We start from the raw sequence: 20,119 nt of genomic DNA, 5'->3' as shown, positions 1-20,119 counted from the left end.
GGCTCAAAAGAGCCGCCGGCAACCTGGAGAGCCACGCTTTCCGTGCGGACCGTGGGGGGAGGGGAAAGCCGGAGTATGGCAGTGCGGCCATTGAAGGATCAACGGCCTCGCCGAATGGAAAGCGCACCACTTCGGATACGGACGTCGGAGGATCCGAGGGCGCGTCACCGGTGGCCCGAGAAGACGGATGACGTCCTCGGTGCCGTCAGCGTGACCCACAGCGTACGGAGAGTCGTGATCACCAGCAACCGCTATCCATGCAAGGGGAGTTCGGATGGGGTGAAGATCGCGGAACCGGCTTCGGCCGGCTTCCGTATCGGCCGGCCAGGCCCGCCGACGTTCCCTCGCTGGCCCGCCGACGTCCCCATCCCGGCCCGGCGTGCGCCGGCCACCGCGTGGGCAACCACCCCGATCGGCAGCGCGGGCCGCTCGCCCAGCCAGGTGAAGAACCCGGGGCCGTGTGCCCGCGCTGATCATTGCGGCGGCATGAACTCTCCCGCTCCCGGGAATAGCCGCCGCGCGATCTTCCTTGCCGAAAGGTGCCGACTACGGTGGCCGGTGGTGCGACCGGCGACCCGGTGACAGTGAAAGGAGAGTGAGGAAGCCCATGCCCAAGGCGTACGTCTTCACACGGTACGGCGGCCCGGAGGCCGAGGCCCTCGTCGAGCAGGAGAAGCCGAGCCCCGGCCCCGGCCAACTGCTCGTCGCGGTGCGCGCGGCCGGCGTGAACCCCGTCGACTGGAAGCAGCGGAGCGGCTATGCCCGGCCGGGTCAGAGCGCCCGCGAACTGCCCGCCGTGTTCGGCAACGAGGCCGCCGGAGTCGTCGAGCGGGTCGGCCCGGACGTGACCGGATTCGCCGTCGGCGACGAGGTGTTCGGCAACCCCGTCTCCGGCGGGTACGCCGAGTACGCGCTGCTGCCCGTCGCCATGACCGCGCACAAGCCGGCGGAGATCTCCTTCACGGACGCCGCCGCCCTGCCCGTCGCGGGCGCGACCGCGTACGACGGCGTCCGTCAGCTCGATCTGCCCGTGGGTGCCACCCTCGTCGTCACCGGCGCGGGCGGCGGCGTCGGCGTGGCCGCCGTGCAGATCGCCAGGGCCTTCGGAGTGAAGGTCATCGGCGTGGCGAGCGCCGGCAAGAAGGGGTTCGTCGAGTCGCTGGGCGCCGTGCACGTGCCCTCCGGCCCCGGCTTCGTGACGGGCGTACGGGCCGCGGCCCCGGACGGCGTGGACGCGGTCTACGACCTGGTGGGCGGCGATGTCCTGGAGGCGGCGGCCGAACTGCCCGCCGACCGGACGAAGCTGATCACCGCGGGCGGCAAGGACATCGTGGGACGGCTCGGCGGCGCGCCCGTCGTCCGCGCCCGCACCTCCGCCGTGCTCGACGAGGTGGCCCAGCTGGTCGTCGACGGCAGCCTGAAGCCGTACGTGACGCAGACCTTCCCGCTCGACCGGGCCGCCGAAGCTCTGCGCGCCGTCGAGGAGGGCCACGCCCGGGGCAAGATCGTGATCGAGGTCGGCGGATGAGCCGTGCAGGCCGCCCGGGCCTCACGGACCCCGTGGACCGTCCGGGAAGCGCGGGCCCCGCACGGCACGTCCTTGACAACCCCGCCCTGGCCTCACTGACCGGCCCGCACGCCCGCTTCGCCGAGCGGCGCGGCCGCATCCTGCGCTACCCCGCCGATGTGTCCCCGTGGCTGGCCCTGCCCGACGAGCCCGACGCCGACGACTGGGCGGACGTCGCGGCACTGGCGGGCCCTGGCGCGGAGATCGAGCTGCCGGGCTTCCAAGGGGCGCTCCCGGACGGCTGGGACGTGACGTTCAGCGTCGACGGCGTCCAGCTCGTCGACCAGGGCATGGCCGCCGCACCCGATCCGGAAGCCGTACGGCTCGGCCCCGCCGACGTTCCCGAGATGCTCGCCCTGGTCGCACGGACCCGGCCCGGCCCCTTCCTGCCACGCACCGTCGAACTCGGCACGTACCTCGGGATACGCCGCGGCGGCGCCCTCGTCGCGATGGCGGGGGAGCGGCTGCACCCGCCCGGCTGGACCGAGATCAGCGCGGTCTGCACCGACCCGGACTTCCGCGGGGAAGGCCTCGCCAGCCGGCTGATCCGTGCCGTGGCCCACGGCATCCGCGAGCGCGGCGAAACCCCGTTCCTGCACACCGGCGCGGGCAACGCCGGCGCCATACGGCTGTACGAGGCGCTGGGCTTCCGGCTGCGTCGTACGACGAGGTTCAGTGCCGTACGGGTGCCCGCCGCCAAGGGGCGGGAGGAGCTCGTGGCCGTGGGCCGGTGAGGCGCGACGGGTCGCCGGGAAAAGGGGAGTGGCGGTGGGCTGCCGTGGGGTAGTGTGGCCCGGCCAGTCGTCACGTCGCCGGAGGAGGTGGGACCCATCACCGCAGTGTCAGGTCGGGTGCTCTCACCCCCGAACGGCACGGTGCGCTGACACCGGCCCACCGTTGAGAGCGCCCTTCGGCCCACCGAAAGGCTCTCGGCACCCATGCCACCTCTCTCGACTTCCGCTGTCGTCACCGCGCTCCGCTCCGCCGGATGCGTATTCGCCGAGGACGAAGCGGAGCTGATCCTCTCCACCGCCCGCACCGCCGACGAGGCCGCCGCCATGCTGGACCGGCGTGTCGCGGGCCTCCCCCTCGAACTCGTCCTCGGCTGGGCGGAGTTCCGGGGCCTGCGCATCACCGTCGAGCCGGGTGTGTTCATACCCCGCCGTCGTACCGAGTTCCTCGTCGAACAGGCACTCGCCGCGGCACCCGGCGCCTCCGTCGTCGTGGATCTGTGCTGCGGGTCGGGCGCGGTGGGGGCGGCGCTGGCCGCTTCCCTCGGCGGGGCCGCGCTGCACGCCGCCGACATCGAGCCGGCGGCGGTGCGGTGCGCCCGCCACAACGTCGCTCCCTTCGGCGGTCATGTCCACGAGGGCGATCTGTTCGCGGCCCTGCCCGACACCCTGCTCGGCCGCATCGACCTCCTCGCGGCGAACGTCCCGTACGTCCCCACGGGCGAGGTCCCCCTCCTGCCGGCGGAGGCCCGCGACCACGAACCCCTGGCCGCGCTCGACGGGGGCGTGGACGGGCTCGACGTCCTGCGCCGGGTGGCCGCCGAGGCACCGCGCTGGCTGGCCCCCGGCGGCCACCTGCTCATCGAGACGAGCGCACGGCAGGCACCCCTCGCCATGCGGACCTTCACCCACAGCGGGCTGAGCACGCGCCTGGCGGTGTCGGAGGAGTGGGACGCCCACGTCGTGATCGGCACCAGACCCGGAGCGCTGTTCGAGCACCTGCCCGCGCCCGAGGGCTCCGCGTAGCACGGTACGACGCCTCACAGGCGGTGCGGCTTGGCGCGGCGGCGCAGGTACCAGACCGTCGCCCCCAGGCCTGTGACCACGAGGACACCGCCGCCCACCAGGGTGAGAGTGCGGTAGTCCTCGGCCGTCCCGCCGAAACCGCCCATGACACCACGCGTGGGCGAGGGCGACGCGGTGACGGAACGCGTGGGTGTGGGCGTACTGGTGGGTGTGCGGGTGGGGGTGGCCGTGCCGGAGACGATGATGGACTGTGTGCCGGCCGTGGTCCCGTTGTTGCACACCACGGTGACGGTGAAGGTGCCGGGGCTGACGTTCGCGAAGGCGGCGGACTGGCTGCTGCTCGTTCCGGTCAGCGTCGCCTGGCGTCCCTGGGAGAAGTTCGTCTGCCCGCCGGCCAGCAGCGAGGCCCGGCCGAACGTGCCGTTGGCGTCAATGGTGGTGCACGCACTGGTGGTGACCGAGACGGTGGACCCGGTGGTGCTCACCGAGATCCCCGACTCGGCGTTCGCCGGGGCGGCCAGGGCGAGCGGCAGCGCGGCAGCGGCGGTCGACGTCAGGCAGGAGCGGAGGAGTGGCTGAGTGGTTCGCATAGGACTGCCCTCCAGCGGCACGGTTGGCGGTACATCCCTTGCGCCGCCGAGGATCGGGAAACCCCGTGCCACCTCAGAGCGAGCCAACGTGCCCGCGGGCCCTCCCGCATGCGGACCGCCCCCGGGCAGGTGACGGATTCCTTCCTCCGGGGGAGCCCGTCCCGTTTCATGCCGCTCCGTTTCCCACCGCGGATCTCCTCATCGACCCGTCGTCACGGTGCGCTCCGCCGAGAACCCTCCCCACGTCCCGTCCGGCAGCTTGGCCCTGATCCGCACCCGGTATGTCTCCCCGGCTTCACGTCCCACGTAGAAGCCGTACTCGGCCCGGTTCTGGGGCGCCGTGCCACCCCAGACGAGCGAGGTGGCCACCTGCCCGTCGAGATGTATCTCGTACTCCGTGATCGCGCCGTCGGCGCGCGGCGGGACCCAGGACAGGTCGACGTAGTACGCCCCGTCGGCCCGCCGGGTCGTCGCACGGAACCGGGTGGGCGCGGTACCCCGGCCGTCGTCCGCTCCCGGCGGGGTGGTGAGCCGGACGGCCTCGCTGGCGGGTGAGACGTTGTCCGCCGCGTCCCGCGCCCGCACAGTGAAGGAGTAGCGGGTGCCCGGCCGCAGTCCCGTCACCACGGCCGCGGTCTGCCCGCCGCCCACACTGTGGATCTTCGAGCCGCCCTGCAGGATGTCGTACGAGACCACGCCCCGGTCGTCCGCCGACCTCCCCCAGGACAGCTGAACCGCCCGGCTGCCGGCCACCGTGCCCTGGAGACGCCCCGGCCGGCTCGGTGCCCTGCTGTCGGCGGCGACCGCTTCGGGTGTCGTGGCCCGTACCCGCCGGCTGGGCGGCCCGAGCACCCCTCCCTCACTCCGGGCCCGGACCGTGAACGTGTACGTGGTGGACGGGTCCAGTCCGGTGACGTCCACCATGTGCTCACCGCTGGGCACGTCCTTCACCTTCGTGGTGCCGCGATACACCTCGTACCGGGTGACCTCCGGCTTCCCGGACGCCCGGTTCCACATGACGTGCACGCTGGTGGCGCTGCCCGCCGCGGCGGTGACCCCGACGGGAGCCCCGGGCGTGCGCCGCTCAGGAACCCCGTCCTGGCCGCAGGCCACGGCGAGGAACAGCGAGCCACAGATCGCCAGTACAGGAACGAGACGCACTTCTCCGCCCTCCCCGGCACGGGATTGGTCTGTACCTGTATGGCGCTGTCGACATGCTCTCGTCAAGAGGTGCGGGTGATTCGCGGAGCCGGGGTGTCGGTCACGGGCCGGTGACGAGACATCACACGCGCGACGGTTCCGCCGGATCGGCACCCGGCTTACGTATGCTGGGGCACTGACGCGGCGTGAACTCGCTCTCGTCCGAGGGGGGTTCGCGCCGCACGGCGCGGCCCGCTGTCGTCGCTGATCCCGCGCCGACGGGGGCGGCCGAGCGGCCCGGGCCGCAACGGACCCGGGCCCTCGGCCGCCTGCGCGCGCCGGAGTGCCCCGTGCTCCATCCGGACGTGTCGCACTGGCCCCGCCGCGCGGCTTTCCAGCACCGTGGGCGAATGATCGTCAACATCCGCCGACGAGAGAGCCACTCATTGTGCGTGCCCAGTCGCTGGTGCCGGCCGCTGCCGGTGCCACCCTGCTTGCCTTCACAACGGCGTCCACCGCGGCGCACCCACGGGAGCCGGTCCGGGTCGAGCCTGTCAGTCGTGTCAGCCGCGTCAGCGCCGCCGATCTGCTGGACAAGCTGGACGCGTGTGAGCCCGTCTCGCGGGGCCGCTACCGAACCGACGCCGACGCCCCCGCCGACATCCCCGTCTGCGGTACGCAGGACGCGGTGTTCTGGAAGGCCGACATAGATATCGACTGTGACGGCCGGCCGGGCTCCCGTTGCAACCACACGACCGACCCCTGGTTCTGGCCCTCCACCGCCTACAAGCAGTCGGACGGCCGCTACCTGAACGCCGAGACCCTCCCCTTCATCGTCGTCCCCGCCCCGAGCGGCATCTGGGACCACCGAGCCCACGGTGTCGGGGCCGGGTCCGTCGCCGCCGTCATCCACGAAGGCCGCATCCAGTACGCCGTCGTCGGGGACATCGGCCCCCACCACCTCATCGGCGAGGCCTCGTACGCCACGGCGAAGGGCCTCGGCCTTCGCCCCGATCCACGTTCCGGAGGCGCACCCTCCGGGGTCACATACGTCGTGTTCAAGAACACTCGTGTGACACACATCGAGGACCACGAGGAAGCGGTGGCCCAGGGAGAGGCGCTGGTGCGGAAGCTGGTGAGGAACGAGTGACCGCAGGGGGCCCGCGGCGGCGGAGTGACCAGGGTGGCCGGAAGTCGGAGCCCGCCCTGAGCCGGCTCCCGCTTCCGTACGGGCTCAGGTCACTCCTTGCGGTACGCGTACGCCTCCGTGGCCGCCGCCTCCACCGCCGCGAGGTCCGCACCCGCGGAGGCCGTGACGACCGCGGCGACCGCGCCCTCGACGAAGGGGGCGTCGACCAGGCGGGCGCCCGCGGGCAGTTCGTCGCCCTCGGTGAGGAGAGCCTTCACGGTGAGGACCGCGCTGCCGAGGTCGGCAAGAATCGCGACACCGGCACCGCGGTCCACGGCGGCGGCCGCCGCCGACACCAACTCGGCGCTGGTGCCCAGCCCGCCGTCCGGGGTGCCGCCCGCCGGAGCGACCGGGGCGGTGGGGCCGCCGCCCGCGAGGCCCTTCGCCAGCTCTACGACCGAGGACGCGACGGCGGCGCTGTGCGACACGAGCACGATCCCGACCAGATCGTTCCTGGCGTCGGTGGCGTCCATGGAGTCACTCACCGGCGGCCTCGGCTGCTTCGGCGGCTTCCACGAGTGCCGCGATCAGCAGCGCACTCGACGTGGCGCCGGGATCCTGATGCCCGATGCTGCGCTCGCCCAGATAGCTGGCCCGGCCCTTGCGGGCCTGCATCGGCGTCGTCGCCTCGGCACCCTGCTCGGCGGCGGCCCGCGCCGCGGCGAACGAGTCGCCGAGTGCGTCGACGGCCGGCATCAACGCGTCGATCATGGTCTTGTCGCCGGGCGCGGCACCGCCCAGCGTCATCACCGCGTCGACGCCCGTACGCAGCGCGCCCGTGAGCTGCTCTTCGGTGACCTCCTCCGCCTCCCCGAGCGCCTTCCCGGTACGGCGCAGCAGCGTCCCGTACAGAGGCCCGGAGGCGCCGCCCACCGTCGAGATCAACTGCCGCCCGGCGAGCACCAGCACCGCGCCCGGCGTCTCGGGGGACTCCTTCTTCAGCGTGGCCACCACGGCGTTGAACCCGCGCTGCAGATTGCTGCCGTGGTCGGCGTCACCGATCGGCGAGTCCAGGGCGGTGAGCCGCTCGGCCTCGCGGTCCACGGCCGCCGCGGTGTCGTTCATCCAACGGCGGAAGAAGTCGGCGTCGAGCACGGTATCTCCTTGCGTGGTACGGAAGTTGATGCGACGGACGGAGACGGACGGAGGGAGCTGTGGCGGGGCCGCCCGGTGAGCGTGGGGGCGTGCCGCTCAGACGCCCCACCGCAGCCCCGGCGTCTTCACCGGCGCGTCGTACAACCGCAGCAGTTCCTCGTCGATCTGGCACAGGGTCACCGACGCGCCTGCCATGTCGAGCGAGGTGACGTAGTTGCCGACGAGGGTGCGTGCCACGGCGACTCCGCGCTCGGTGAGCGCGCGCTGCACCTCCGCGTTGAATCCGTACAACTCCAGCAGCGGGGTGGCGCCCATGCCGTTGACGAGAAGCAGCACCGGGTTGCGCGGAGTCATGTCCTCCAGGATGGCGTTCACGGCGAAGTCGGCGATCTCGCCGGAGGTCATCATCGCGCGCCGCTCGCGCCCCGGTTCGCCGTGGATGCCGATGCCCAACTCCAGCTCCCCGGCGGGGAGATCGAAGGTCGGGCTGCCCTTGGCGGGGGTCGTACAGGCGCTGAGCGCGACGCCGAAGCTGCGGGAGTTCTCGTTGACCTGCCGGGCCAGGGACTCGACGCGCTCCAGGGGCTGCCCCTCCTCGGCGGCGGCCCCGGCGATCTTCTCCACGTACAACGTGGCACCGGTGCCGCGCCGCCCCGCGGTGTAGAGGCTGTCGGTCACGGCGACGTCGTCGTTCACGAGCACCTTCGCGACCTGGATGCCCTCGTCCTCTGCGAGGTCCGCCGCCATGTCGAAGTTGAGCACGTCGCCGGTGTAGTTCTTGACGATGAACAGCACGCCCGCGCCGCTGTCCACCGCGGCGGCCGCGCGCACCATCTGGTCCGGCACGGGCGAGGTGAACACCTCACCGGGGCAAGCCGCGGACAGCATCCCCGGCCCCACGAACCCACCGTGCAGCGGCTCGTGTCCCGAACCCCCGCCCGAGACCAGCGCCACCTTCCCGTCCACCGGAGCGTCCCGCCGCACGATCACCCGGTTCTCGACATCCACGGTCAGCTCGGGATGCGCCGCCGCCAGCCCGCGGAGCGCGTCCGCGACCACGGTTTCCGCGACGTTGATCAGCATCTTCACGGGTGTCTCCTAGGTAGCTTGCCGGATCGGCCTCTGGCCGCTGTTTTTCCTGGTCAGTTGAGGTTTCTTCAGTTTTTGATCTTGGCGGCTCATGGCGGCTCATGGCGGCGGGAAGCGGGCTGTGTCGGTGCTGATGCTGACTGAACGCTGACTTTGGTGACGGGCCGTCAGCTCGGTACAGAGTGTCGGGGTGGGTTGCTCGGAGTGCCGCTGTCGGCAGTATCGGCCTTGCGCCGGCGAAGGTCACGTGTGCGGACGCACCTGGGCGTGCCTCCGTGATGGAGGGCCGACTGACTTGACGGTCACATCGAGAGGAGGGCCATGGAGAGGGTCGTCATCGTGATGGTGTCGTCTTGCGGCCTCACTTGGCTGCGGACCTGGAGGCTGCTCGCCGGCATGGCTCACGCGCACCCATGAGCCGCACTCCGGTCGGCCGGCACGCGACACGCCTGCCTCAGGAGCGTGCGAAGGGCGTACCCGGTCCGGCCCGCGGTTTGCCACACGCGGCTGTGCTCGCGGGCCCACGAGGCGTCCGCCCAGTCGGCGATCCGCCCCACCGCCTGCTCGGTGAAGACACGCACCGCGTCCGGCGGTGCCGACGCGTTCGCGGGAAGGGGGGCATCGGCGACGATGCGCAATCGGTCGAGGGCGGATCGTAGGCGATCGGAGGCTCTGTCTGCAGACGGCGGCAGCCGACTTCTACCGCATCACCCGCGACGACTTCCACGTGGGCCCGGGCGGCCGTGCCGACACGTTCACCAGGCACCGTCCACGTCCCCTGGGTCAACGGCATCTTCCGGCACCGTGACCGTGGGGCGTGGCGCAGAGGGCCGTCTGCTTCGGCTGCACCCGCGGCGCTCTCACGTCCAGCACGATGGTCTCTCGCGCGCCGGACCAGTGCGGTTCCGCCCAGTTCGAGCCCAGCGCGTGCGTCACAATGCCCCACACCTGGCCGGGCGGCACCTGCCCCGAACCGATGGCCAGACCCGCCATGGAGGAAACCACCAGCAGGACGGCCAGGACGACGAGCGTGACGGCGGGACCGGCCGAGCCCGTCCGCCTGTCGCCCTGCTGCCGCCGTCGCGCGGCCCGCTCGGCACCGGTGTCGGTGACCGAGGCCGTCACAGGAAGCTCTCGGGGTGGATGCCGTGGCCCAGGTTCTCCACCGCCTACGCGGACCGCACGCCGACCAGCGTGGCGGTAAGCCCGCGGACAGGACGTGCCGGGCGAACCCCCGACCTTCAGGCAGGCAGCCAGGCCACGGTGGTCGCGGCCGCGACGAGTGATCCAACAGCCGAGGCGGCCCCTCAGTTCCTCTGTCTGGAACGCAACGGTGACGGGAGCGCACCCAAACACCGAGGAGCTGACCGCGGCGACAAGCGGGCACATCAGGGCTCTCCAGGCGGGACGACGGCCGTGCTCGGCCTGGCGGCCGTTCTGTCGTAGGGCTCTCGGAGGCCACCTGCCCGGACTTTGTCCTGAGTGTGGGAAAAGTAGTCCCCTAATCATGCGTAAGTACTTCCCAGTCTGGAAAATCGTTGTTACGTTCCTCCCCGACAGCCTGACGGCGCAGTCGGCGGAGACAGGCATCGGGCCCCAGCCGTGGGTGAGAGGAGGGGAGGATCGTGAGACGGATGACTGCTCGACCTGAGAACGCGCATCAGGCGCGGCTGCTTCGTCTGCTGCGTGACAACGGGTCCAACTCTCGTGCCCAGATCGGTGATCTGGTGGACCTGTCCCGTTCGAAGCTGGCAGTTGAAGTGGACCGGCTGCTGGAGACGGGGCTGGTTGTCGCGGACGGGCTGGCTCCGTCCCGGGGCGGCCGGCGGTCGCACAACATCCGGCTCGCGCCGACACTGCGTTTCCTCGGTGTCGATATCGGTGCCACGTCGGTCGATGTCGCTGTGACGAACGCGGAGTTGGAGGTCCTGGGGCATCTGAATCAACCGATGGATGTCCGGGAGGGGCCGGTAGCGGTCTTCGAGCAGGTGCTGTCCATGGCCGCCAAGCTGAAGGCCTCCGGTGTCGCGGAGGGTTTCGACGGCGCCGGTATCGGCGTCCCGGGACCGGTCCGCTTCCCCGAGGGCGTACCGGTCGCGCCGCCGATCATGCCCGGCTGGGACGGCTTTCCCGTACGGGAGGCGCTCAGCCAGGAACTCGGCTGCCCGGTCATGGTCGACAACGACGTGAACCTGATGGCGATGGGGGAGCAGCACGCGGGCGTCGCACGCTCCGTGGGCGACTTCCTGTGCGTCAAGATCGGCACCGGCATCGGCTGCGGCATCGTCGTCGGCGGTGAGGTCCACCGGGGGACGACCGGCAGTGCCGGCGACATCGGTCATATTCAGGTGGAACCGGGCGGTCGCGCGTGTGCGTGCGGCAACCGGGGCTGCCTGGAGGCCCACTTCAGTGGTGCCGCGTTGGCCGGTGACGCGGAGCAGGCCGCACGTGAGGGCCGGTCGGTACAGCTCGCTGCCCGGCTCGAGACGGCCGGGCGTCTGACGGCCGAGGACGTGTCGGCTGCCGCGGCGGCAGGGGACGCGGTGGCTCTGGAGCTGATCCGGGAGGGCGGGAAGCGTCTGGGGCAGGTCATCGCCGGCCTTGTCAGTTTCTTCAATCCGGGGCTGGTGGTGATCGGCGGCGGTGTGACCGGGCTCGGGCACACGTTGCTGGCCAGCGTCCGGACCCAGGTGTACCGGCAGTCGTTGCCGCTGGCCACGGGCAACCTGCCGATTGTGCTGGGTGAGTTGGGACCGGCCGCCGGAGCCATCGGCGCGGCCCGGCTCATCAGCGACCACGTCTTCTCACCGGCCTGACCGCTGCCGCCCTCGTCGGCAACGGACCACCACTCGGGCCACTGCAACCCTGTGGCGCCATACAACCAAGCGCCACTACAACCAAGCGTCACTGCAACCGCATTGGCGATCCTGCACCCAGTACGCCTCGGCAACCCCACGGCGCCCTCGCAACACCCGTAGACCCACCGCGACACCCACATCACCGCCGTAACCCCCGCATGAAGCGTCGGCGGCTGCCACCACTGCATGGTTGCCGGCCATCGGGCCTGCCCTGCCCTCCTCAGTCCCTACGCCCCAGCGCACACGACGCCAGGGGCATTCAAGAGCTGCCCACGTACCTGAACAACCCTGCCCAGCCCTGCCCGCTCACGGCCCGCATCCGCCGAGGGGAATCCTCATGGCACCACAACCACCCCTGCTCACCATGTCCGGTATCACCAAGTCGTTCCCGGGCGTTCGCGCCCTTGACGGCGTGGATCTCGAGGTCCAGGCCGGCGAGGTCCACTGCCTGCTCGGCCAGAACGGGGCCGGCAAGTCCACTTTGATCAAAGTGCTCGCCGGAGCTCACCAGCCGGACAGCGGCGTGATCACCTGGCGCGATGAGCAGGTGACTCTGGGATCGCCGATCGCCGCCATGCGTCTCGGCATCGCCACCATCTACCAGGAACTCGACCTGATCGAGGGGCTGTCCGTCGCGGAGAACGTCTTCCTCGGGCACGAACCCACCTCCGCCGGGTTCGTCGTGCGCGGCTCTGCCGCCCGCACGGCGACCGCGGAGTTGCTGAAACGTCTGGGGCACTCGGAGATCGATCCGGCGAGGCTCGTCGGCGACCTGTCCGCGGCGCAGCAGCAGATCGTCTCGATGGCCCGCGCGCTGTCCCACGAGGTTCGGTTGATCGTGATGGACGAGCCGTCGGCGGCGCTCGACCCCGAAGAGGTGGACAACCTTTTCAGGATCGTGGGCGATCTGACGGCGGAGGGTGTCGCCGTCATCTACATCTCCCACCGTCTTGAGGAGATCCGGCGCATCGGCGACCGGGTCACGGTCCTGAAGGAGGGCCGGTCGGTCGCGGGCGGGCTGCCTGCCGAGTCGACGCCGACCGATGAGGTCGTGGCCCTGATGACCGGGCGGAATGTGGAGTACGTCTTCCCCGAGCGCCCCAAGGCCGGGTTCGCCGCAGGGAGAGATCCAGTGCTGAAGGTCGAAGGGCTGACCCGGCGAGGGGAGTTCGCGCCCGTCGATCTGGAGCTGCGGCCCGGTGAGATCGTCGGTCTGGCCGGGCTCGTCGGGTCCGGGCGCAGCGAGATCCTGGAGACGATCTACGGGGCTCGCAAGCCCGACGGCGGCCGTGTCCTCGTCGACGGCGCACCCCTGCGCCCCGGAAGTGTCCGCGCCGCCGTCCACGCAGGCATCGGCCTCGCGCCCGAGGAACGCAAGGCGCAGGGCCTGCTGATGCTGGAGTCCGTCAGCAGCAATGTCTCGATCTCCACCCTGTCCCGGTTCGCCCGCGCGGGCTGGCTCGACCGGCGTAACGAACGAGCTGCGGCGCACCAGGCGGTTCGGGAACTGTCCCTTCGGCCGGACAATCCCGATGCCGCGATCAGGACCCTGTCCGGTGGCAACCAGCAGAAGGCAGTGCTCGCACGTTGGCTGTTGCGCGGCTGCAAGGTGCTGTTGCTGGATGAGCCGACCAGGGGTGTCGACATCGGCGCCCGGGCGGAGCTTTACGCAGTGATTCGCCGGCTGGCCGACGAGGGCCTGGCCGTACTTCTCGTGTCCAGTGAGGTGCCCGAAGTCCTGGGTCTCGCCGACCGGGTGCTGGTGCTCCGTGAAGGCAGCGTCGTGCACACGGCGGACGCCCGGGAGCTCGACGAGCACCGTGTACTTGATCTTGTGATGGAAGGGAGCCTGACGCCATGACGCAGCCGGCCACTGCGGCGCAGAAGCAAGCGCCGACGTCCGCCGCCAAGCCCGCGGAGGACGGGGAGAGTTCGCGCCGACCCCGACTGCGGTGGGACGTGCGCAGTCTGTCATTGCTAGGAGTCCTCGCCGTCCTCGTCGCGGTCGGTGGCATCACCGCACCGGACCAGTTCCTGGCGACGAGCAACCTACAGCTCGTCCTCACCCAGGCGTCCGTGATCGGCGTTGTCACCGTCGGAATGACGTTCGTCATCACCAGCGGCGGGATCGACCTGTCGGTCGGCGCGATGGTGGCGCTCGCCTCGGTGTGGGCGACGACCGTGGCCACGCAGGAGTTCGGCTTCGCGGGGATCCTCTTCACGGCGGTGATCGTCGGTGTGGGCTGTGGTCTTGTCAACGGTCTGCTGATCGCCTACGGCAGGATGGTGCCGTTCATCGCGACGCTGGCCATGCTCGCCTCCGCCCGGGGCCTGGCGTTGCAGATCACGGACGGCAGCACCCAGGTCGTCACCGTCGAATCAGTGCTCGATCTCGGTGCCAGGGACGCCTACATCCTCGGCATCCCGCCCCTCGTTCTGATCTTCGCCGCTGTCACCGTCATCGGCTGGCTGCTGCTCAACCGCACCACCTTCGGCCGCCGCACCGTCGCGGTCGGCGGCAACGCGGAAGCGGCACGCCTCGCCGGCATCGACGTCCGCCGCCAGCGCCTGTACCTGTACCTGCTGTCCGGACTGTGCTGCGGTATCGCCGCGTTCATGCTGATCGTGCTCGCCGGCTCGGGTCAGAACACCAACGGCAACCTCTACGAGCTGGACGCCATCGCCGCGGCGATCATCGGCGGCACCCTGCTCAGCGGCGGTCGCGGCACCATCATCGGCTCCGTCCTCGGTGTCCTGGTCTTCACCACGATCACCAACATCTTCGCCCTGAACAACCTCGAGACCGCTGTCCAGCAGATCGCGAAGGGCGCCATCATCGTCGCCGCCGTCCTGGTCCAGCGCCGCTCGCTGCGCGGCGGCGACGCCTGACGCCGTGCAGCGCCGCCGGACGGCGGCCCCTGACACCGCCGTCCGGCACCCCCTCATCCTCCATCTGACGCACACCGCCCAGTCGAAGGGTCCATCCGCCATGGCAAGAACCCCCGCCACCAGCCGCAGAGCGCTCCTGTTCGGCACCGCAGCCGTTTCCGCCGGCGCGTTGCTGACGGCCTGCACCAGCAATGAGACCAAGAACCAGGAGGGGGCCGCGGACAACGCAGCCCCGGCCGCGGACGACAAGCCGGGCAAGCCTGTCACCATCGGCTTCGCCGGCCCCCAGGCCGACCACGGCTGGCTCAACGCCATCAACGACAACGCCAAGTCGCGAGCGAAGAAATACTCCGACGTCACGCTGGAGATCACCGAGGGGTCCAACGACACCGCCCAGCAGATCGGCCAGATCCAGACGCTGATCAACAAGAAGGTCGACGTCCTGGTGATCCTGCCGGCCGACGGCAAGGCGCTCACCCAGGTCGGCCTCCAGGCCATGCGGGCGGGCATTCCGGTCATCAACCTCGACCGGATCTTCAACTCCCCGCAGGCGTACCGCTGCTGGATCGGCGGCGACAACTACGGCATGGGACTCAACGCCGGGCACTACATCGGCGAACAGCTCAAGGACAAGAAGAACGCCAAGGTCGTCGAACTCGCCGGCGTCGACAACCTGGAGCTGACCCAGCAGCGCACCAAGGGCTTCGACGACGCCCTGAAGAACTACCCGAACATCAAGAAGGTGGCCCGCCAGGCGGCCGACTTCACGGTCGAGTCCGGCCAGGCCAAGATGGCGCAACTGCTGCAGGCCCAGTCGAGCTTCGACGCGCTGTGGAACCACGACGACGATCAGGGCGTGGGCGCGCTGCGCGCCATCGACCAGGCCGGTCGCGACGACTTCCTGATGGTCGGCGGCGCGGGTGCCAAGTCCGCGATGGACGCCATCAAGGCCGGCAACAGCGTGCTCAAGGCGACCGTCCTGTACCCGCCGACGATGGCCGCCTCCGCCATCGATCTCGCCCGGGCGCTCGGCCAGGGCAAGGGCGTCGGTGGCCTCGCCGAGTTCGAGATCCCGTCTTCGCTGACCCTCTACTCGGCCGTGGTCACCAAGGACAACGTCGACCAGTACCTGCCGACCGGCTTCATCTGACCGGTCCGGGCCGTGTGCCCCGCGAACACAGCGATGAGTCAGTTGACACTCCGACGAGGAGGAATCCGTATGGAACAGAGGGACAGTGGGACCGCACCGCCGACACTCGGCGTGGGCATGGTCGGCTACGCGTTCATGGGCGCCGCGCACTCACAAGGGTGGCGCACCGTAGGGCACGTGTTCGACCTGCCGCTGCGGCCGGTCCTGGCCGCGATCGCCGGCCGCGACGCGCACGCCGTGCGGGCGGCGGCCGACAAGCATGGCTGGGCAGCGGCGGAGACCGACTGGCGCGCCCTCATAGCCCGCGACGACGTGCAACTCGTCGACATCTGCACCCCGGGCGACAGCCATGCGGAGATCGCGATCGCGGCGCTGGAGGCGGGTAAGCACGTACTGTGTGAGAAGCCGCTGGCCAATTCGGTCGCCGAGGCGGAGGCCATGGTCACGGCCGCCGAAGCGGCCCGCTCGCGCGGCCAGTTGGCCATGGTGGGCTTCAACTACCGGCGCGTGCCCGCCCTCACCTACGCCCGCCGGCTCATCGCGGACGGCAGGCTCGGCACGTTGCGCCACGTACGCGTCAGTTACCTCCAGGACTGGCTGGTAGACCCCGGCTTCCCGCTGACGTGGCGGCTGCAGCGGGAGCATGCGGGGTCGGGGGCGCTCGGCGACCTCGGCGCGCACATCGTCGACCTCGCCCAGTACCTGGCGGGTGAGGTGCTGGTAGGGGTCTCCGCCCAGATGGAGACCTTTGTCAAGGAACGCCCCCGCCTCGACGGCGCCTCCTCCGGCCTGGCCGCGTCCGGCGCCACCCGGCGCGGGCCGGTCACGGTCGACGACGCGGCCGTCTTCACCGGCCGGCTTGCCTCGGGGGCGCTCGCCACGTTCGAGGCGACCCGTATGGCGTCGGGTCGCAAGAACGCCCTGAGGCTGGAGGTGAACGGCGAGTTCGGTTCGCTCGCCTTCGACCTGGAGCGGCTCAACGAGCTGTCCTTCCACGACCATCGAGAGCCCCCCGTCACGGCGGGGTTCCGCAGGATCGTCGTCACCGAGGCCGAGCACCCGTACCTGGAGGGCTGGTGGCCACCGGGCCACGCGCTCGGCTACGAGCACACCTTCGCCCACCAGGCCCGCGACCTCGTCGAGGCCATCGCGTCCGGCACCCACCCGATGCCGTCGTTCGCCGACGGTCTGCAGGTGCAGCGGGTGCTCGCCGCGGTGGAGGAGAGCGCGCAGAAGAACTCCGTCTACACCCCTGTCCAGGCCGTCGAGGCCGAAGCCCGGTAGAGATCCGGCAAGGAACCCCGCTCGGAGGCACCATGCCACGCCCGTTCACCCTGTTCACCGGTCAGTGGGCCGATCTGCCGTTGGAGGAGGTCTGCCGACTGGCCGCCGGCTTCGGCTACGACGGCCTCGAACTCGCCTGCTGGGGCGACCACTTCGAGATCGACAAAGCTCTGACCGATCCGTCCTACCTGGCCGGTCGGCACGCTCTGCTGGAGAAGTACGGCCTGAAGTGCTGGGCGATCTCCCATCATCTCGTCGGCCAGGCCGTCTGTGACAACCCCATCGACGAACGGCACCAGGGCATCCTGCCCGCCCGGATCTGGGGCGACGGGGAGCCAGAGGGCGTACGCCGACGGGCCGCGGCCGACATGAAGAACACGGCGCGGGCAGCGGCCGCCTTCGGCGTCGACACGGTCGTCGGTTTCACCGGGTCGTCGATCTGGCATCTGATGGCGATGTTCCCGCCGGTACCGGAGCGGATGATCGAGCGCGGTTACGAGGACTTCGCGGAACGCTGGAACCCGATCCTGGACGTGTTCGACACCGAGGGCGTCCGCTTCGCCCACGAGGTCCATCCGAGCGAGATCGCCTACGACTACTGGACCACCAAACGTGCCCTGGAGGCGGTGGACAACCGCCCGGCCTTCGGGCTCAACTTCGACCCCAGCCACTTCGTCTGGCAGGACCTGGACCCGGTCGGCTTTCTCTACGACTTCCGGGACCGGATCTACCACGTCGACTGCAAGGAGGCCCGCAAGCGTCTGGACGGGCGCAACGGGCGACTCGGCTCCCATCTGCCCTGGGGTGACCCGCGGCGCGGTTGGGACTTCGTCTCCGCCGGGCACGGCGACGTCCCCTGGGAGGACGTGTTCCGGATGCTGCGCTCGATCCGCTACGACGGGCCGATCTCCGTGGAGTGGGAGGACGCCGGCATGGACCGCCTCGTCGGTGCGCCGCAAGCACTCGCACATCTGAAGCGATTCGACTTCGACCCGCCTTCGGCATCCTTCGACGCCGCCTTCGGAGGCGGCGACAACTAGACGCTCCGCTGTAAGAGGCGCGCCATGCCGCCGGTTTTGAGCGGCGCCGTCGTGGCAGGTCGCGCCCTCGTGGCGGCACCGCACATCGGTCCAGACCTTCTCCAGTTGGGGCGCTGGCGAACTGTAACTGCCTTTCCCGACCTGTTGAGAGGGCGCCAGGTCAGTGCCCGGTGGCGGAGAGCCGCCGGGCTGGTCCGGGCTGCCCGGACACGGCTTTGTCCTGACTCGGGAAGAAGTTTGCCGTCTTAGTTGCGCAAGGGGTTCCGGTCAAGGACGAACGAGGCTACGGTCCCTCCGTGCACAGGGACCACACAATGGTTCGAGACTGACGGCGCGTTCAGGTCGCACGGCGCGCCGCTCGTTTGACCGGCCTACGGAGGACGGCCCGACACAGCGCAGGGCCAAGAACCCTCAGGTACCCCGCATTTCTCACCGGCGGCCTTCTGCCGCCCACTCGCACGCCGTAACCGCGCCCACCACGAGCAGCCCTTCTGGGCCGCGGCCAAAGCCACCCACATGCCGACGGTGGGCGGGAGGCACTCGAGCCCCCGCCCACCGTCCTCCAACCACTTCGGAACATCGACATGGCAGGGAGGCAGCCCGTGAACAACGACGGGAACGTATCGGAGCCCCAGATCGGCGGGCGTACCGCACGCACAGGTGTCTGGTTCGTCGGAGCCCGCGGATCGGTTGCCACCACCGCCGTCGCCGGATGCGCGGCGATCACCGCCGGACTGCAGCCGCCGACCGGCATGGTCACCGAGACCCCACCGTTCGACGGCACAGGTCTGCCGCCCCTGTCCTCACTCGTCTTCGGCGGCCACGACACCGCCCACTGCCCGCTGCCCAAGCGGGCCGAACACCTCACCGACGCGGGCGTCCTGCCGCACGGGCTCGCCCCCGCCGTGCGCGCCGAACTTCAAGCCGCGGACGAGGAGATACGGCTCGGCGGCCCGGCCCCGGGCGACACTCGCAGCGACGAGGAACTCATCGCGGAGTTCGCCGCGGACCTCACCTCGTTCCGCGTGCGCAACGCACTGGCACGGGTGGTCGTCGTCAACGTCTCCTCCACGGAGCCGCTGCCCGCGCCCGACGCCGTACGGCTGCCGCCCAGCTCCCTCTACGCGGCCGCCGCCCTGCGCGCCGGCTGCCCCTACGTCAACTTCACGCCGTCCACCGGGCTGCGCACCCCGGCTCTCACGGACGCCGCCGCGGCCGGCGGACTTCCCCACGCGGGTCGTGACGGCAAGACCGGCCAGACGCTGCTGCGGGCCGTGCTCGCCCCGATGTTCGTCCAGCGCGCCCTGGAAGTACGGGCCTGGTCCGGCACCAATCTGCTGGGTGGAGGCGACGGGGCGGCACTGGCCGACCCGGGCGCGGCCGCAGCGAAGAACGCCGGCAAGGAGCGTGTCCTGACCGACACCCTCGGGCACACGCCGCAGGGCGAGGTACACATCGACGACGTACCGATGCTCGGCGACTGGAAGACCGCCTGGGACCACATCGCCTTCGAAGGCTTCCTCGGCTCGCGCATGATCCTCCAGACCATCTGGCAGGGCTGCGACTCGGCCCTGGCCGCACCGCTCGTCCTGGACCTGGCCCGTCTGGTCGCCCGCGCCCACGAGGCGGGCCTGACCGGCCCGCTGGCGGAACTGGGCTTCTACTTCAAGGACCCCGACGCGGGCCCGTCGGGTCTCTCGGACCAGTTCACCGCGCTGCTGTCGTTCGCCAACCGCCTGCGGGAGGCGCAGTGATCCGCTCCCTTCTGACCCGCCTCGCTCCTTTCCCGGTGCGTACCCCGCAGCCCGCCCGACCAGGGAACGGCAAGGCCCCCGTGGGCGCCGGACCAGGGCGCGGGCGACGGGCGCGGCTGCGGGACTGGGCCGAACTGCTCCGAGTCTCGGCGCTGTTCACCGTGCCCGGTGACGCCCTCGCCGGTGCCGCGGCCGCCGGGCTGCGGCCGGGTCGGGGCACGGCGTACGCCGTGGGCGCCTCGCTCTGCCTGTACGAGGCGGGCATGGCGCTCAACGACTGGGCCGACCGAGACGAGGACGCCGTCGACCGTCCCCATCGACCCGTCCCCTCCGGCCGAATCTCTCCGACGGCGGCGCTGGGTGCGGCTGGACTCCTGACCGCGGTGGGCCTGACGTTCGCCGCCCGCGCCGGCCGCCCCGCACTCGCGGTGGCGTCGGCACTGACCGCCACGGTCTGGGCGTACGACCTCCGGTTGAAGCACACCGCTGCGGCCCCGGCGGCGATGGCCGCGGCCCGCGCCCTGGACCTCCTGCTCGGGGCCACGGCCACCATGTCGGCGCCCAACGCGACGCCCTCCAGGCGCAGGGCCGTCGGCACGGCACCGCCCGCTCGCCGCGAGCTGCCGGGCGGATCTGTCGACGGCAGTGGGGGGCCGCAGTACCCGGTGACGCCCTCGCCGGTGCCGCGGCCGCCGGGCTGCGGCCTGTCTCTTATAA

17 protein-coding genes and 1 pseudogene are annotated in these 20,119 nt (G+C 70.9%); 12 read left to right on the top strand and 6 right to left on the bottom strand.

What is annotated here, in order from left to right:
* Positions 1-607 precede the first annotated feature (607 nt).
* The 3 genes from FPZ41_RS10970 (at position 608) to FPZ41_RS10960 (ending at position 3,324) form a co-directional block, all read left to right on the top strand.
* The gene (locus FPZ41_RS10970) at positions 608-1,528 is read left to right on the top strand and encodes an NADP-dependent oxidoreductase (protein ID WP_152861503.1); all 921 of its coding nucleotides are present in this window, start codon (positions 608-610) and stop codon (positions 1,526-1,528) included.
* A complete protein-coding gene (locus FPZ41_RS10965) occupies positions 1,525-2,301 on the top strand; it encodes a GNAT family N-acetyltransferase (RefSeq protein ID WP_152861501.1) in 777 nt (258 codons plus the stop codon). The genes FPZ41_RS10970 and FPZ41_RS10965 overlap by 4 nt, the downstream gene beginning before the upstream one ends.
* A 204-nt stretch (positions 2,302-2,505) precedes the next feature.
* Entirely contained in the window at positions 2,506-3,324 is an 819-nt protein-coding gene (locus tag FPZ41_RS10960; protein ID WP_152861499.1) for a putative protein N(5)-glutamine methyltransferase, read from the top strand.
* Between the two features lie 14 nt (positions 3,325-3,338).
* Here FPZ41_RS10960 and FPZ41_RS10955 read toward each other — a convergent pair whose 3' ends face one another.
* Positions 3,339-3,914 (bottom strand): hypothetical protein, encoded by a 576-nt coding sequence (locus FPZ41_RS10955; protein WP_152861497.1) that lies wholly within the window; start codon positions 3,912-3,914, stop codon positions 3,339-3,341.
* 198 nt (positions 3,915-4,112) lie between these two features.
* The gene (locus FPZ41_RS10950; protein WP_407698771.1) at positions 4,113-5,075 is read right to left on the bottom strand and encodes a fibronectin type III domain-containing protein; all 963 of its coding nucleotides are present in this window, start codon (positions 5,073-5,075) and stop codon (positions 4,113-4,115) included.
* A 427-nt stretch (positions 5,076-5,502) separates the two neighbouring features.
* Between FPZ41_RS10950 and FPZ41_RS10945 the strand changes: the two genes are divergently transcribed.
* A complete protein-coding gene (locus FPZ41_RS10945; protein ID WP_322620077.1) occupies positions 5,503-6,204 on the top strand; it encodes a glycoside hydrolase family 75 protein in 702 nt (233 codons plus the stop codon).
* 89 nt (positions 6,205-6,293) lie between these two features.
* Here FPZ41_RS10945 and FPZ41_RS10940 read toward each other — a convergent pair whose 3' ends face one another.
* The 4 genes and pseudogenes from FPZ41_RS10940 to FPZ41_RS10920 form a co-directional block, all read right to left on the bottom strand.
* Positions 6,294-6,716, bottom strand: a complete 423-nt coding sequence (locus FPZ41_RS10940; RefSeq protein ID WP_152861493.1) for a PTS-dependent dihydroxyacetone kinase phosphotransferase subunit DhaM — start codon at positions 6,714-6,716, stop codon at positions 6,294-6,296.
* 4 nt (positions 6,717-6,720) lie between these two features.
* Complete coding sequence (gene dhaL, locus FPZ41_RS10935; RefSeq protein WP_322620076.1) at positions 6,721-7,338, bottom strand: dihydroxyacetone kinase subunit DhaL; 618 nt, start codon at positions 7,336-7,338, stop codon at positions 6,721-6,723.
* A 96-nt stretch (positions 7,339-7,434) separates the two neighbouring features.
* The gene (dhaK, locus tag FPZ41_RS10930; RefSeq protein WP_322620075.1) at positions 7,435-8,427 is read right to left on the bottom strand and encodes a dihydroxyacetone kinase subunit DhaK; all 993 of its coding nucleotides are present in this window, start codon (positions 8,425-8,427) and stop codon (positions 7,435-7,437) included.
* 846 nt (positions 8,428-9,273) lie between these two features.
* A pseudogene (locus FPZ41_RS10920) lies at positions 9,274-9,552 on the bottom strand (iron ABC transporter permease); the annotation flags it as partial.
* 509 nt (positions 9,553-10,061) lie between these two features.
* On the opposite strand from FPZ41_RS10920, the gene FPZ41_RS10915 reads away from it, so the two are divergent.
* The 8 genes from FPZ41_RS10915 to FPZ41_RS10880 form a co-directional block, all read left to right on the top strand.
* Entirely contained in the window at positions 10,062-11,243 is a 1,182-nt protein-coding gene (locus FPZ41_RS10915) for an ROK family transcriptional regulator (RefSeq protein WP_152861491.1), read from the top strand.
* A gap of 379 nt (positions 11,244-11,622) precedes the next feature.
* Positions 11,623-13,146 (top strand): sugar ABC transporter ATP-binding protein, encoded by a 1,524-nt coding sequence (locus tag FPZ41_RS10910; RefSeq protein WP_152861489.1) that lies wholly within the window; start codon positions 11,623-11,625, stop codon positions 13,144-13,146.
* Positions 13,143-14,174, top strand: coding sequence for an ABC transporter permease (locus FPZ41_RS10905; protein ID WP_152861487.1), 1,032 nt, complete (start codon positions 13,143-13,145; stop codon positions 14,172-14,174). Before FPZ41_RS10910 ends, FPZ41_RS10905 begins: the two co-directional genes overlap by 4 nt.
* 100 nt (positions 14,175-14,274) lie before the next feature.
* Positions 14,275-15,324: a substrate-binding domain-containing protein gene (locus FPZ41_RS10900; protein WP_152861485.1), complete on the top strand. Its 1,050-nt coding sequence runs from the start codon at positions 14,275-14,277 to the stop codon at positions 15,322-15,324.
* Positions 15,325-15,393: 69 nt separating this feature from the next.
* Positions 15,394-16,608 (top strand): Gfo/Idh/MocA family protein, encoded by a 1,215-nt coding sequence (locus FPZ41_RS10895; protein WP_152861483.1) that lies wholly within the window; start codon positions 15,394-15,396, stop codon positions 16,606-16,608.
* A gap of 32 nt (positions 16,609-16,640) precedes the next feature.
* Entirely contained in the window at positions 16,641-17,648 is a 1,008-nt protein-coding gene (locus FPZ41_RS10890) for a sugar phosphate isomerase/epimerase family protein (RefSeq protein WP_152861481.1), read from the top strand.
* Between the two features lie 602 nt (positions 17,649-18,250).
* Positions 18,251-19,402 carry an inositol-3-phosphate synthase gene (locus FPZ41_RS10885; RefSeq protein ID WP_322620074.1) on the top strand — a complete coding sequence of 384 codons (1,152 nt, stop codon included), beginning with the start codon at positions 18,251-18,253 and terminating at the stop codon, positions 19,400-19,402.
* An 80-nt stretch (positions 19,403-19,482) separates the two neighbouring features.
* The coding region (locus tag FPZ41_RS10880) for a UbiA family prenyltransferase (RefSeq protein ID WP_322620086.1) at positions 19,483-20,119 on the top strand (637 nt) is incomplete at its 3' end.

Origin of the sequence: Streptomyces acidicola (assembly GCF_009377235.1) — a bacterium.
GTDB lineage: Bacteria > Actinomycetota > Actinomycetes > Streptomycetales > Streptomycetaceae > Streptomyces > Streptomyces acidicola.
Note: the sequence above shows the minus strand (reverse complement) of the source record. Positions and strands in the feature narration are given on the sequence as shown.

Excerpts from the sequence above, each read along its gene's own strand:
- FPZ41_RS10900 (WP_152861485.1), top strand. The coding sequence starts at position 14,275 with ATGGCAAGAACCCCCGCCACCAGCCGCAGAGCGCTCCTGTTCGGCACC.
- FPZ41_RS10910 (WP_152861489.1), top strand. The coding sequence starts at position 11,623 with ATGGCACCACAACCACCCCTGCTCACCATGTCCGGTATCACCAAGTCG.
- FPZ41_RS10955 (WP_152861497.1), bottom strand. The coding sequence starts at position 3,914 with ATGCGAACCACTCAGCCACTCCTCCGCTCCTGCCTGACGTCGACCGCC.
- FPZ41_RS10895 (WP_152861483.1), top strand. The coding sequence starts at position 15,394 with ATGGAACAGAGGGACAGTGGGACCGCACCGCCGACACTCGGCGTGGGC.
- FPZ41_RS10890 (WP_152861481.1), top strand. The coding sequence starts at position 16,641 with ATGCCACGCCCGTTCACCCTGTTCACCGGTCAGTGGGCCGATCTGCCG.
- FPZ41_RS10960 (WP_152861499.1), top strand. The coding sequence starts at position 2,506 with ATGCCACCTCTCTCGACTTCCGCTGTCGTCACCGCGCTCCGCTCCGCC.
- FPZ41_RS10915 (WP_152861491.1), top strand. The coding sequence starts at position 10,062 with ATGACTGCTCGACCTGAGAACGCGCATCAGGCGCGGCTGCTTCGTCTG.
- FPZ41_RS10940 (WP_152861493.1), bottom strand. The coding sequence starts at position 6,716 with ATGGACGCCACCGACGCCAGGAACGATCTGGTCGGGATCGTGCTCGTG.
- FPZ41_RS10970 (WP_152861503.1), top strand. The coding sequence starts at position 608 with ATGCCCAAGGCGTACGTCTTCACACGGTACGGCGGCCCGGAGGCCGAG.
- FPZ41_RS10905 (WP_152861487.1), top strand. The coding sequence starts at position 13,143 with ATGACGCAGCCGGCCACTGCGGCGCAGAAGCAAGCGCCGACGTCCGCC.
- FPZ41_RS10965 (WP_152861501.1), top strand. The coding sequence starts at position 1,525 with ATGAGCCGTGCAGGCCGCCCGGGCCTCACGGACCCCGTGGACCGTCCG.